The 14,110-nt window shown below is 55.8% G+C and carries 9 protein-coding genes and 1 pseudogene; 5 read left to right on the forward strand and 5 right to left on the reverse strand.

From position 1 onward, the window contains the following. The first annotated feature begins 37 nt into the window (after nt 1-37). The 3 genes from rocD to putA all read left to right on the forward strand — a co-directional run bounded on the left by rocD (nt 38) and on the right by putA (nt 5,473). Entirely contained in the window at nt 38-1,318 is a 1,281-nt protein-coding gene (gene rocD / locus DL88_RS04220) for an ornithine--oxo-acid transaminase (protein WP_370736383.1), read from the forward strand. Continuing rightward, a complete protein-coding gene (locus DL88_RS04225; RefSeq protein WP_051955580.1) occupies nt 1,315-2,226 on the forward strand; it encodes an arginase family protein in 912 nt (303 codons plus the stop codon). The genes rocD and DL88_RS04225 overlap by 4 nt, the downstream gene beginning before the upstream one ends. A 148-nt stretch (nt 2,227-2,374) precedes the next feature. Next, entirely contained in the window at nt 2,375-5,473 is a 3,099-nt protein-coding gene (gene putA, locus DL88_RS04230; protein ID WP_034992456.1) for a bifunctional proline dehydrogenase/L-glutamate gamma-semialdehyde dehydrogenase PutA, read from the forward strand. Between the two features lie 77 nt (nt 5,474-5,550). Here the strand turns inward: putA and DL88_RS04235 are convergent, their stop codons facing one another. The 3 genes from DL88_RS04235 to DL88_RS04245 form a co-directional block, all read right to left on the reverse strand. Beyond that, nucleotides 5,551-6,396: an amidohydrolase family protein gene (locus DL88_RS04235; RefSeq protein WP_034992459.1), complete on the reverse strand. Its 846-nt coding sequence runs from the start codon at nt 6,394-6,396 to the stop codon at nt 5,551-5,553. Between the two features lie 8 nt (nt 6,397-6,404). Then, complete coding sequence (gene ssuD, locus DL88_RS04240; RefSeq protein ID WP_210165269.1) at nt 6,405-7,550, reverse strand: FMNH2-dependent alkanesulfonate monooxygenase; 1,146 nt, start codon at nt 7,548-7,550, stop codon at nt 6,405-6,407. Between the two features lie 139 nt (nt 7,551-7,689). Continuing rightward, complete coding sequence (locus DL88_RS04245; RefSeq protein WP_034992466.1) at nt 7,690-8,958, reverse strand: SfnB family sulfur acquisition oxidoreductase; 1,269 nt, start codon at nt 8,956-8,958, stop codon at nt 7,690-7,692. A gap of 496 nt (nt 8,959-9,454) precedes the next feature. Here DL88_RS04245 and DL88_RS04250 point away from each other — a divergent pair, with 496 nt between their 5' ends. Beyond that, nucleotides 9,455-10,675, forward strand: a complete 1,221-nt coding sequence (locus DL88_RS04250) for an acyl-CoA dehydrogenase family protein (protein ID WP_034992469.1) — start codon at nt 9,455-9,457, stop codon at nt 10,673-10,675. A gap of 128 nt (nt 10,676-10,803) precedes the next feature. On the opposite strand, the pseudogene DL88_RS20735 reads toward DL88_RS04250, so the two are convergent. Further along, nucleotides 10,804-11,055, reverse strand: a pseudogene (locus DL88_RS20735) (integrase core domain-containing protein); the annotation flags it as partial. A gap of 336 nt (nt 11,056-11,391) precedes the next feature. Then, nucleotides 11,392-11,592: a hypothetical protein gene (locus tag DL88_RS20740; protein WP_245270618.1), complete on the reverse strand. Its 201-nt coding sequence runs from the start codon at nt 11,590-11,592 to the stop codon at nt 11,392-11,394. 444 nt (nt 11,593-12,036) lie between these two features. Here DL88_RS20740 and DL88_RS04260 point away from each other — a divergent pair, with 444 nt between their 5' ends. After that, complete coding sequence (locus tag DL88_RS04260; protein WP_034992472.1) at nt 12,037-13,395, forward strand: APC family permease; 1,359 nt, start codon at nt 12,037-12,039, stop codon at nt 13,393-13,395. The last annotated feature ends 715 nt before the right edge of the window (nt 13,396-14,110 follow it).

Below are 14,110 nucleotides of genomic sequence, written 5' to 3' on the forward strand. Positions count from 1 at the left end.
CAAATACGCCCGCGCTCATGGCATGATTACAATCACGATGAGGGTCGTCGAAACCAGCGCGGGCAATCGTTTGATGCAGGATGTGATCGGTCTTGAAGAGAGGTACGGGGCGCATAATTACGCGCCGCTGCCCGTCGTTCTGACGCATGGTCGGGGCGCCTGCCTCTTTGATGAGGAGGGGCGCCGCTATATCGATATGATGAGCGCCTATTCCGCCGCGAGCTTCGGCCATCTGCATCCGCGTCTGGTCGCGGCGCTCAAGCGGCAGCTGGACCGGGTGGATCTTGTTTCCCGAGCCTTTCATACGGATGGCCTCGGCCCATTTTGCGAAGATCTCGCCGGTTTGACGGGGCTTGATGCCTGCTTGCCGATGAACACAGGCGCGGAAGCGGTCGAGACGGCGATCAAGGCTGCCAGGCGTTATGGCTATGACCGGCTTTCGATCCCGCATGATAAAGCCGAAATCATAGTCGCTGCCGGCAATTTTCATGGCCGCACCACCACGATCATCGGCTTTTCTTCCGATGCTGCGACGCGCCGCGGTTTCGGTCCCTTTGCGCCCGGTTTCGTCATGGTGCCGTTTGGCGATACCGGAGCCTTGGAGGCGGCGGTCGGGCCATGCACGGCCGCCGTCCTCATCGAGCCGATCCAGGGGGAAGCGGGCATCGTTCTGCCACCCCCTGGTTATCTTTCCGCCGTGCGGCGCCTTTGCGATCGACACGGTATTCTGCTGATCCTCGATGAAATCCAGTCTGGTTTTGGCCGTACCGGCCGCACCTTCGCCTTCGAGCATGAGGATGCAAAACCCGACGGGATCATTCTTGGAAAGGCGCTTGGTGGCGGTCTTCTGCCGGTTTCCGCTTTCGTGGCAAGACGCGCGCTCATGGATGTCTTCGACCCCGGCAGCCATGGATCGACTTTCGGCGGCAATCCGCTCGCGATGGCTGTCGCGCGCGAGGCGATGCGGGTTCTGCGGGAGGAAAAGCTCCCTGAGCGCAGCGCAAGACTCGGAACTATCCTGCTCGACGCCTTGCGGGCCATCGATCATCCAGCCATTCGCGCCGTGCGTGGCAAGGGTCTTTGGGCTGGCGTCGATCTCGATCCGGCGCTGATTAATGCCAAGGATGTCTGCATGAAAATGCTCGAAGGCGGCGTCCTGACCAAGGAGACGCATGCGACGACGATCCGTTTCGCTCCGCCGCTCGTCATTGCCGAGGACGATCTTTTGGCAGCCGTGCGGGTTTTCCGCGAGGCTCTCGATGATTGTTCTCTTTCCTCCCCTTCTTCTTCTGTTGCGAGGCTGAGTTACGCGAAATGACCTTGACCCTCACCCGGACCCTCACCCGGCCGTACATTCATCCCGAAGCGCAGCCGGGCGCTTATCGTCTGGTTCAGGATGCCGACCCTTTCGTGGTCGCATTGCGCGGATGGGTCTGTGACCGCTATACGCAGGGCGGCATGCAGGGCGCTTCGCTTCTCGCGCAAGCCGCCGCGCGGCGTCTTGGCGCGCCCTTGAAGGAACTCGGTGAACCCGAAGCGGCGCAGAATTTGCGCTGGCGGGAAAGTCTCGACAAGGCTTTGCCCTACCTTCTCGAAGTCGGCGCGGCGATCGATGGCCTCATGCGTGAACGCCGGTTTCCGATGATTTTCGCCAATCGATGCGGGGCGAGTCTCGCGACGATCGCCGCCGCCTTGCGTCATCGGCCCGATGCCAAGGTGATCTGGTGCGACGCGCATGGTGATTTCAACACCCCTGAATCGACGCCCACCGGCTACCTTGGCGGCATGGTACTGACGGCGCTCTGCGGCCTGTGGGATTCCGGCCTCGGCACGGGGCTGTCTCCCGATCGTATCATTCTCGTTGGACAAAGGGATATCGACTCTGCAGAACAGGCGTTGATTGATGAACATCACGTGACATTGTTGCGTGCCCATGATGGCCGGATTGACCATCATGCTTTGCTCGATGCTGTCGGTGGAGCGCCGGTCTGGTTTCACATCGATACGGATGTCATCGATCCCTTGCATTTTCCGGCTGAATATCGGGTGGACGCGGGGATAGAACCACAAACAATCCGCGACATGCTCCAGGTGCTCGTCGCTTCGGTCGAATTGGTCGGATTTGAAATGACGGAATTCGAAGCACCGGCATCGGGACCTGTCCGGGAAACGATGGTGGAAGCGATCATGAGCATGATAAGTCCATTGTGGACATTGAGGCGATGATCATTCGTTTCAGCCTCACGGCCGAGCCAAAAACTTGATGGAAAACAGAACTCGGGAGCTTTCTCCCGAGTTCTGTTTTGATACATTCTATACAATGACCGCGCGCATAATGCCGGCGCGAGGGGATATATCGGAGAGGGAACGGGATATGACTTCCAGCGCGGCAATCCTTCCTTTCTCCGCTCCCTATGCGCCAACCGATGAATCGTTGGCGGATGATCTCTTGCGGCAGTCAGAATGGGAGCCCGCGATGCGGGCGCGCATCAAGGAACGGGCCGCAATCCTTATTCGCGCCGTCCGCGAACGGAATTCGAAAATCGGTGGCCTCGATGATCTCTTAAGAGAATATTCGCTTTCGACGCAGGAAGGTCTTGCCTTGATGATGTTGGCCGAGGCCTTGTTGCGCGTACCTGACGACGCCACTGCCGATCGGCTGATCGCCGAAAAACTCGCTTTTTATCCGCGGTCCCGACCTGCTTCCGGACAGGATCCCCTCCTCGTGACCATGGCCGACTGGGCTTTGGGAACGACAGCACAGGTGATTGCGGCTGGAACCGCGACAGACGGCTTCAACGCCTTTCTTGCGCGCCATATCGGTACCCCGACGATCCGCGTGGCGGCGCGGCGTGCCATGCGTATTCTCGGTGATCATTTTGTACTTGGCCGCACGATCGAGGAAGGCCTTGCCCGTGCCCGCGCCGATCACGGTGCCCTTTATTATTCCTTTGACATGTTGGGAGAAGGCGCGCGGACCTTTGAAGACGCCAAACGCTATTATGCGGCCTATGCGCGGGCAATCGAAATTCTTGGGCGAAAGGCTGGTCCCCATCCTCTCCCTGCGCGTCCGGGGATTTCCATCAAACTGTCAGCGTTGCATCCACGCTATGAAGCGCGCAAGCAGGAGATGACGATGCCGGAACTCCTTCCTGCAGTGACGGCGCTGGCGCAGCAGGCGAAGGCTTATGATCTGAATTTTACGATCGATGCCGAAGAGGCAGACAGGCTCGAATTTTCGCTTGATATCGTCGACGCATTGTTGCGCGATCCGTCACTCGATGGATGGGACGGGTTTGGGCTCGCCGTGCAGGCCTATCAGAAACGTGCCTTGGCGGTGATCGATCATGTCATTGCTCATTCCAGGCAGCAGAACCGGAGGGTGATGATCAGGCTTGTCAAGGGGGCTTATTGGGACACCGAGATCAAGCGCGCCCAGGAGCGCGGATTGGCCGATTATCCGGTCTTTACACGCAAGGCTATGACCGATCTCAATTACATTGCCTGTGCCAAACGTCTGCTCGCCGCGCGCGATCATGTCTATCCGCAATTTGCCACACATAATGCTTTGACCATCGCCAGCATCGTGGAATATGCAAAAGGTGCGAATACATTTGAGTTTCAGCGTTTGCATGGCATGGGTGAGGATCTCTATGCCGCTTTGCATCGGCAGGTCCCGGAAAGTCGTTGCCGTGTCTATGCGCCGATCGGAGCCCATGAGCACCTGTTGCCCTATCTTGTGCGCCGATTGCTTGAAAATGGAGCCAATTCCTCCTTTGTTTCGCGGCTCGGCGATCCCGATGTTCCGATTGATGCGCTTTTGATTGAACCGCATGCAGCGGTTGGAGAAGCGGCGAAGGCGCGCTCGGCGCGTCTTCGCCTGCCATGCGATCTGCATATGCCGGAGAGAAAGACCGCTCCCGGCATAGAATTTGGCGACCGGAAGGCAGTAACATCCCTGCTCAACCGAATTGCCGAGGTGCATCCGCACATTTCTGTCATGCAGCCGGTGGTGGATACAAACAACAGCGGAAAACAACTGGCAGTTTTATCGCCCATTGACGGTACAAAGATCGGCAATGTCTACGAAACGATGATTGAGAGCCTTCCAAAGAGTCTGGAGGATGCCCGTGCCGGTTTTCGTGCTTGGTCAAGGGTGACGGTATCGGAGCGCGCGGCTTGTCTTGATCGTTGCGCCGAGAGGCTTGAGGCTGAAGCCCCCGAACTCTTGTGGTTGTTGCAAAAGGAAGCGGGCAAGACGCTCGATGATGCGGTGGGAGAATGGCGTGAGGCCATCGACTTTTGCCGTTATTATGCCGCTGAAGCGCGGCGCCGTTTTGGTGACGTTGTAACCATGCCTGGGCCGGTTGGCGAATCCAACATTTATATGAAAACAGGACGCGGTATTTTCGTCTGTATCAGCCCGTGGAATTTTCCCTTGTCGATATTCATCGGGCAGATTGCTGCGGCCCTTGTCACCGGTAATGCCGTCTTGGTGAAGCCGGCAGAACAGACGCCTTTGATCGCAGCAAAAACGGTCACTTTGTTGCTTGAGAGTGGCATCCCGACTGCGGCGCTGCACTTGTTTCAGGGAGATGGCAAAGTAGGGCAGGCGCTGGTGGCACTGCCAGGCATTGCGGGCGTCGTCTTCACGGGTTCTGAGGCCGTTGCACAAGATATTAATAGGACACTCGCGCAGAAAGGTGGGCCGATCGCCACCCTGATCGCAGAAACGGGCGGGATCAACGCAATGATTGTTGAAGCCTCCGCTCAGCTTGAGCAAGTCTGCGATGACGTTCTTGCATCGGCTTTTCGCTCCACAGGCCAGAGATGTTCAAGCCTTCGGCTTCTTTGCCTTCAGGAGGAAATTGCCGATGCGTGTTTGCATCTCATCTTGGGGGCCGTTCAAACCTTGCGTGTGGGTGATCCCGCCATCATCGAGACGGATCTTGGGCCAGTCATCGATGAAACTGCCTACAAAAGTCTTCATGCCTATATTGAGACGGCGCGACCCGGAATAACCACCCTTTACGCCGGAAAGGCACCTTCTGACGTGCCATCTGCGGGTTATTATATCGCTCCTCAAATTCTCGAATTGGAGACTCCTGAGACGCTCGATAGGGAAGTATTCGGACCTGTTCTTCATGTCCTCCGCTACAAGGCCGAGGAGCTTGATAAGCTATTAAATAGCCTCGATAGTATGGGTTATGGATTGACCCTTAGCATACACTCGCGGCTGGAAAGTGTAATCGAGAGAATCCGCTCCCGCAGGCTTGCCGGAAATATCTATATAAACCGGAATATGATAGGCGCTGTTGTTGGGACACAGCCCTTTGGTGGCTTTGGTCTTTCCGGTACGGGTCCGAAAGCTGGCGGACCGTCCTACCTCGATCGTTTCTGTACAGAGATGACGATAACGACGAATACGGCTGCGGCGGGTGGCGATGCAAAGCTCATCAATAATACATTTTAAACAGATCCGTCATTTATCGCCGAGCGTGCCATACAGACTACAAAGGAATAGCTTACGATAGTGAAGCGGGAAAGTCTCTATAGCTTCAAAAGACGCATGGCGTTCTTGGAGAACAAATTTTCCAGATATTCCTCACGAAAGCCGATCTTCTGAAAATCCTCGATCGTCTGACCGATGGGGCGGAAGGGATAGGAAGAGCCGAACAGGAATTGATCGCTCAGGAAGCTGTTGACAGCATCTACATAGTTCTGAGTACCTGGCTGGAACAGATACATGTCCGGAATAATGGAAACATTCTCGTAACGAAAGGCGATGCCGATGATTTGCTGCACGTTAGGCCAAGAGCCATGATAGACGGCAATCTTTAATGCAGGAAATTGCCGTGCGATATTGCCGACCGCGGCTGGATCATTGAAGCGCGGATCAGGCGTGGTCGGCCCGCTCATCAAGAACAGGGGTGTGTCCATTGCCGTCAGCAATTCGTAGAGAGGAAAATACACTGGGTCATCCGCATGGCGGGCGGGTGAACCGAACCCCGATTCCAGATTGATCCCCTTCAGACCCAATACATTAATCGCCCGCTCGACCTCGTCTAGCGCGGCCTTTTCACCTTGCAGCACGGGATCGACTGCACCGATCCCCTCCAAAAGCGACGAAGAGGTCACGATCTGATGAATCGTGTCATTTGGCAGGTGCTGCGCGGGAGTATGACGACCCACGACGACGGCCTTTGTCAGACCCGCGTCTTTCACTTCCGCTATGAAACCATCGTGGGTCGCAGATCGGGTGAAATGTGTGTCGCTTCCTCGCGTTCCCACGCGGCGGTTGAGCCAGCGCGCCGTGTCGAACTCTGCGGTTCCTGGAGTTTTACCGAAAAAGTCATGAAGATAGGCCGGACGGCAACGCATATCGATAATTTGCATGGAACCCCTCAGCTCGCCGACGTTTGTTGGGTGGCCCGGACATCGAAGGCACCGCCCGTCTGCAAAGTCTGCAGTGTTACTGGTGCTTTGCCTAGCAGGGGGAAGACGAGTTCCGCGAAGCGAATGGACTCTTCGAGATGCGGATAGCCCGACAATACGAAAGTGTCGACGCCCAGACGCTGATATTCCTTCAGCCGCTCCGCGATCTGTTCTGGTGCTCCAACGAGCGCCGTCCCGGCTCCTCCCCGTACCAGGCCTACGCCTGCCCACAGATTTGGTGCGATAACCAGTTGATCCCGCTGCCCCCCATGCAGGGCTGCCATACGCGCCTGACCGGTTGAATCCATTTTCGCGTAATTGGCTTGTGCCGCTGCAATGTCCTCATCGGTCAAGTGCGAGATCAACCGGTTGGCGGCATCCCAAGCCTCGGCTTCGGTTTCTCGCGCGATGACATGAAGACGGACGCCGAAACGGATTGTGCGGCCATGTCTTGCCGCGCGCATGCGAACGTCGGCGATCTTCTGCGCCACTGCGGCCAAAGGTTCGCCCCAGGTCAGGTATGCGTCCACATGTTTGGCGGCCAAAGCATGGGCGGCCGGAGACGACCCGCCGAAATAAAGCGGCGGATGGGGCCGTTGCACCGGAGCATGATAGTTGCGGGCATTCTCGACTTTCACATATCGGCCGGTGAAACTGTATGCCTCCCCCGTCGACAGGAGCTGCCGCCAAACCGTCAGAAATTCATCGGCCTCTTCATAGCGTTCATCGTGGCTTAGAAAGACACCGTCTGCCGCCAGCTCAAGGGGATCGCCACCAGGCACTACATTAAGAAGGAGCCGTCCCCCCAACGCCTGGTCCAGTGTCGCCGCCTGCCGCGCGCAGGCCGTGGGACCCATGATCGAAGTACGCAGCGCAACCAGTAGCTTGATCCTGCTGGTCGATGTGATGAGGCTTGACGCCGTAACCCATGGGTCCTGGCAACTTGCGCCAGTCGGGATCAACAGGCCTTCATAACCCAGCCGTTCGGCTGTTACAGCGATCTCACGCAGATAGGCATTGGTGGGCTCCCGCCCGAAGTCGGATTTGCCAAGATAGCGTGTATCCCCTGCGGTGGGGAGAAACCAGAAGATTTCGGGAGAAGACATGTTTTCCATCGCGTTGTCTCTGACAGACATGCCCCTTGCCGGGACCTACTGATAATTGGATCGATGTCGCGGAAGCCATTCCAAAATAATTCGTTCTTGAGGAACAGGCTTGAGGAACAGGAATGGCTTTCTCCGCGGCAGGGATTTGTCAATTCCAGGGATGACGTGGTGGATGCACACCATTCAGATACCAGTTGCCGACATGGAAAAACTTCCAACGCACTGGATCATGGAGTGTGTGCACGCGCGCATTACGCCAATGCCGGTCTAGCCCAAGTTGAGTGAATGTTGCCCGCGTACCCGCCAATTCAAACAGTTTGTTTGCGGCGTCTATGGCGATCTGCGTCGTCAGGACCTTGGCTTCCGCAGTCCGGATAGTCGCTTCAGTGACGTTCTCCAGCGAGGGAGCGTGATAGCCTTTGTCGATTGCCCTGCCGGCACTTTCCAATAGTGCCTCTGCCGCATGCAGGCGAAGCTTCAGATCACCGATGGCGGCAATTGTGTATGGGTCCTCTCCCGCCGTCTCCTTGCCGCTGTCGATCCAGGGACGGCTTTGCGTCTTGACGAAGGAAATCGTGTCGTCAATCGCCGCGCGCGCGATCCCGGCGTCGATAGCAGCTTGGATGATCTGGGAAACGGGACCCTGAACCGTCGGATATTCTGCCGTGTCCTTCAGCTTCACAGCATGTTCCCGTGGCACACGAACATTATCAATCCGGACCGAGCCTGAAGCAGTCGTGCGCTGGCCAAAGCTTGACCAATTATTGGTCACAGTGAGGCCGGATGTCTCGCGATCGGCAAAGACCAGATATATACCGTCGTCACCGACGGCAACGATCGGGACGATATGGGCCAGGAGAGCGCCGGTGGTGTAGAATTTCTCGCCATTGACAATAGCTTCGTTGCCTTCGAAGCGTACGCGCGTTTTGAAATCGGCGACGTTCTTGCCACCGAATTCGGAAAAGGCGTTACCAAATCTCAACCCAGCCAGTGACCAGGAGAAAACGCGTGCCTTTTCCTCTTCAGAGCCATCGAGATCGACAAGAGCGGTGATCGCGATATGATTCTGTGCAATCTGCGCGACCGATGGATCTCCCGAGGCGACAATCGAGATCACTTTCGCCAGGGTCGCATGCGAAAGGCCCGGACCACCAAAACGCTCGGGGATCAGGATCGACCAAATCCCGCTCTGCGAATAAAGGTCGAGTTCGGTGAGAGGCAAAAGCTTTTCACTATCGCGCAACACCGATCCCTTGGCTAATTTCTCAGCCAATTCGGTTGCGATAGCGATAGCGTCCTCGTCATCCTTCAGCCGATGCGGTGGCGCGACCGGACGCGGCCGGGGCGGCACCGGATCCGCGGAATTGACCCGAGGATGCTCAGCGTAATCAATTTGATTATCGGTGAGGGAACCCATATTTGTTCCTTTTTGACCTTAGCACGGGTGCGTCCAAAATACGTTCATGAGCTGAACAAAGCGTGTCGTGCATGAAACTTTCAGCACATCTGGCAGAGCAGAGCCATTGGACTATTGCTACGCTACAATTGATGCGCGTTCAAAGTAGAATGTTTTTCCCATTAATCCGTTGAATACGAAAAAACATACTATGTAATCATCCATGATGAGAAAAATTATCTCTATGCTCGATGGTACACTTGAATCATCGCAGCGAAACCTCATCACGCCATTGTGCACCTTCGGAATATTTTGCTAGCTTTTGCTCACTATCAGGAATTTCATTCTCTTGAATGCGTTGAATATGGAATATTCAACTCTCGATTCCTTCCAGTCATTCTGGCTACACTCCAGATCTCGGTTTCTAGTGGTTCAAAGCCATCGAAACTGCCCATAAATCATAGATCTATGGCCTCCTGTCCGTCTGGGCGTCTATGGTGTAGATTGGAGCGTTGGTATGACTGCGCATGAAGCCCGGAATATTTTTCCAGAAACCAGAGAACTCAAGGAGCGATTCCGTCCGCTGTTTGAACGGATCGCCGATGGCGCAATCCGGCGCGAACGCGAACGTATCCTGCCCTTTGAAGAAATCGGGTGGTTGAAGGAAGCTGGCTTCACCTCCCTACGTGTGCCGGTAGAATACGGTGGCTTTGGTGTCTCCCTGCCACAATTGTTCGATTTGTTGATCGACCTTGCCGAAGCCGATACAAATATCGCCCAGGCATTGCGAGGCCATCTTGCCCTTGTTGAAGACCGTCTCGTTGCTCCGCGTGACGAAGGGGAACTGTGGCTGAAGCGCTTTGGGGCGGGGGAGATCGCCGGTAATGGTTGGACTGAAGTTGGTTCTGTAAAGCTCGGCGACACCACCACAAAGGTGACCCCGACCGGAGACGATTTCTCCATTGAAGGCGAGAAATACTATTCGACTGGCTCGATCTTCGCGGATTGGATCGACACATTTGCCACACGCACGGACACCGGGGAGCCCGTGATCGCTATTGTGAAGACGGCACAGCCGGGCGTTGAGCGACGTGATGATTGGTGCGGGTTTGGACAAAAACTGACGGGAACGGGCACCACTGTTTATACTGCCGCGACCGTGGAGCCGGAAGGGATCGTGCCTTTTGAAACCCGCTTCCGTTATCAGACGGCCTTCTACCAGTTGGTGTTGAATTCTGTCCTCGCGGGCGCGGCTCTGTCTGCGGTACGGGAGGTTTCAGAACTCGTAGCGAAGCGCACGCGAGGGTTCTCCCACGGTTCGGGAACCTTGCCTCGATATGATCCGCAGGTCCTGCAGGTGGTAGGCCGGGCACGTGCCTTCGCATTCGCAGCCCGCGCGGTCACCCTCGAGGCCGCAAACATCGCACAGCGTGCCTACGAGACCTCACAAAGTGGGAACAAAACGGCAGACGATAAAGCGAATATAGATGCCGAACTTGCCTCCGCTGCGGCACAAGTCAGCGCGGCGGAATATGCCTTGCGGGCAACAACAGAAGGTTTCAACGCTCTGAGCGCCTCGGCAACTGACGAGAGGCTTGCTCTCGACCGGCATTGGCGAAATGTTCGTACGGCCGCAAGCCATAATCCTTTAATATATAAAGAGAAGATACTTGGTGACAACGCGGTAAATGGTACAGAGCCCATCTATGTTTGGCAGATCGGAGCGATCGTCAGTTAAGGCATCCACGGTATCGACCAAAATCGAGTTCTTTTCCTGCCTTCTCTCAGAAAGGTGGCAGTCGAAGTGAGGTGGCCACACTTTCATGATAAACATGAATTTCTAATGTCGCCATGCCGCTAGCTTTGTCATTGGATCATGGGCCATGCCCCATGATCCAATGAGCCAATTTGTCTATATGCGTCTGCCGGAGTTTTCCTGGCAAGGCTGGAATGACACCTATGGTGCGTGTTGTCATAGGCAAACCACTGCACCAGACCTGAGCCCAGCTCTGATCCGATCTCAAAGGCGTGCAGGTAGATACATTCTTATTTCAGGGAACATCACAGGCGCTCGATGAAGACGTTGTCCATCCACCGGCCACGATCATCCATGCTGATTTAAATCTCCATCGCCACGAGACCCCATCTCTCGCGATCAACCGCCAGACAGGCGGCGGCCCACAGCAACCTCGAGGTTCGGCAGATGTCGAGCTATTTGATGGCTGCATATCATGGACAATCCGTGGATACGATGCCGATCACCGTGACCAGTGCGAGCGTGTCATTCTACGGCACAGGCCAAAATATAGGCCAAGCCGCTGACCGATCGCAGCCGGCATTGCACCGTGATCGACAAATGGAGGTGAGCCGGATCAATTATTGACTGGAGGCTTTTGCTAAAAATCTCATTCAATCAGCAACTGCCCAATCTCAGCGCGCAATTTCTCGTCTCTGCTACGCTGGATGCTTCGGGGTCCGATCCCCGCCGTCGAACAGGTTGGCCACACCTTCCATCGCCTGGCGCTTCCAGACGCCAATCATCGTGTGGTAGATGTTATGCTTGGCCGCCAATTCTGCCAGCGTCAGCTCGCCACACGCCTCCATCGCGACCTTGACCTTAAAGTCCGCATTAAAGTGATTTCTCGTCGTTTTCATTTCTGTCCGTTCTTCTCGGAGGAATGCGCTTAACAGCCTGTCCAAATTGCCGGCACGACCTCAAATCGACGAGACTACGCTCTGCCGAGCTCTCAGAGCCAGAAAATTAGCCCGTCTGCACAATCCAGCTGGCCTGAGTTCCGCATATATTCGCTAAAGTCGGACAGATTTACCGCTTTCGTGTCGTGATGCCCAAACGCTCGAGCCCAATAGGGCACTGGAAATCAAAGAGCAGATGCTGGCCGCTGGGCTGCCGGTCTGATGAGAGGCAAATGGGGTGGTTTTCTCGACCGGCCGTGGTTGCAATCATTGTGGGGAGATGGCCAATGATTGCGATTATGCTTGCAATGAATCTGAGCGCGCGCCCGCGATAATAGCGATCATCCGCGACGATATTTGCGCGCTGCTACACCTGGGCCGTGGAACGAGGATTGGTGGAACAGAATGACCGACCAAGTCGGCCCTGGCCTGAAACCCGACGCTTTGAGCTTGCCTGAAGCGGTCATTATGGGAATTGCCGGAACAGCGCCGGCCTATAGTATGGCGGCCACAACGGCGACGCTGATCGCCGTCACCGGCATTCTAGCCCCTGCAAGCCTGCTGATCAGCGGTTTGGTCATGTTTGGCGTGGCCTTCGCCTTTCTACATCTGACATGGATCGATCCCAATGCAGGCGCCGCCTATATCTGGGTCAAACGAATGCTGCACCCGGTGCTGGGATTTTTCGCGGGTTGGGCAATGCTGGTGATGTCAGCCCTGTTCATGGTATCTGGGACTATGCCGGCCGCCACGGCGCTGCTGCAAATTATGGCCCCTGGCTTTGCGCAGGACATGACAGTTGTGACCTCGACTGCGGCGCTCCTCATGGTCCTGATCGGGCTGATCGTGCTGAAAGGCATCAAGCTTTCCAGTTATTTTCAGATCGCCATGACATTGGTCGAGGTTGGGATCGTCGTCGGTCTCATCGTTGCGGCCTTGTTCACCTCGTCCGGACAGCCGGCGCATGCCTTGAGCCTTGGCCGATTGCTAGGACAAGGTTTTACTCCCTCGCTCTTCCTGTCAGGCGCGCTCGTTGCCGTATTCTTTTACGCTGGTTGGGACGTCACCGCGAATCTGAACGAAGAGACGCGCGATGCCAAACGCAGCGGTGGTGTCGCTTCCGTTCTCGCCATGTTTTTCTTGATGCTCATGCTGATTGGCTTCAGCGCCGCGTGCCTTTTGACGCTGAACGATGACGAGATTCAAAACGCCGGTACGGATATCGTGTCCGTTGTTGCAGGCAGGATCCTGCCGGCTCCCTGGGGTTTTGTGGCTGTGATTGCCGTCATTCTGAGCACGGTAGGCACATTGGAAACCAATATTCTGCAGTTCACGCGTACATTATTTGCCATGGCGCGCGACGGCGTATTCCCGCAACGCTACGCTAGGGTTCATGCCACTCATCAAACGCCTTGGCTTTCGACCGTACTGGTGACGGTGATCGGGCTTGGACTGTTGCTGCTTTCCTCCTCTCTATCCAGCGTCAGCGCGATCATGAAAGCTTCCGCCAATGCGCTCGGCTTTCAGATCGCCTTTTATTATGCTCTCAGTTGTCTGGCTTGTGCATGGTGCCTGCGTACAGACTACCGCTCGTCCCGGATCTTTTTGACAGGTATTCTCTGGCCTTTGATGAGTGCTGTTTTCCTGTTTGGCGTAGCCTTGTGCAGCCTTCCAACCTTCGATGGCGTTACTCTGTTTGTCAGTTTGGGCAGTCTGGCTTTCGGTGCTGTTCCGTTGATAATCGGCCGGATGTGTCGAAGCTGATCCGAGTATTGGTGAAGTCGGTGGTTTGGCCGCTCCAATGCGTGTCGCAGTCGCCAGACACTCCTACAGGAGCGCGGCGAGTTTCTCTCTCCCTCCTCCGCCCACCCCATCTCGCTTCGTGAGCGGGGTTCCTTGGCAGCCTTCGCTCAAACGTTGCCACCAGCAGGTCATCGAGGATTGGCCGAAGGAAAGACTGTCTTGGAAGAACTCTTCTCCGCAGAACTACTGATAACAGGGGGCATCCAGCGATCAGACAACTCTCATTGAACAGATCGAACACGTGCTTGAGGATCGCGAGACCAGCCATCAATTACGTCGGTAGGGGTGGATGCCCGACCGCGTCAGTGTAGGCGGTGCCGAACCGGGTTTCGACAAAGCCCCAGTCGCTCGTCGCCGCTAGCTTCACCAGCGGATGCTGCGTGTCCAGGATCTGATCCAGCCGCGCGCGAAACAGGTGCTGATGGCCTCTTTAACGCCTTTCCCGTGGCCGAAGCCCGAATGATCCTCCGCTTTCCTGAAAACCAGAAAATCAAACTCAAAGCTTGTGATCAGTTTGCGAGAAACCCGCCCACAGTCTATCAAATTCGGAAAATACAAATACTTTCCGGAAAAAGTTCTTTCCATTCATTCAATGGCTGCAGACTTCTTCACGGATGATCATTTCTACGACAAATCGTAGGAGCACTCGTTTCGTTATGATCTCATCCGTCATGCT

It is taken from the genome of Beijerinckia mobilis (assembly GCF_000745425.1).
In the GTDB taxonomy this organism is placed as follows: Bacteria; Pseudomonadota; Alphaproteobacteria; order Rhizobiales; family Beijerinckiaceae; genus Beijerinckia; species Beijerinckia mobilis.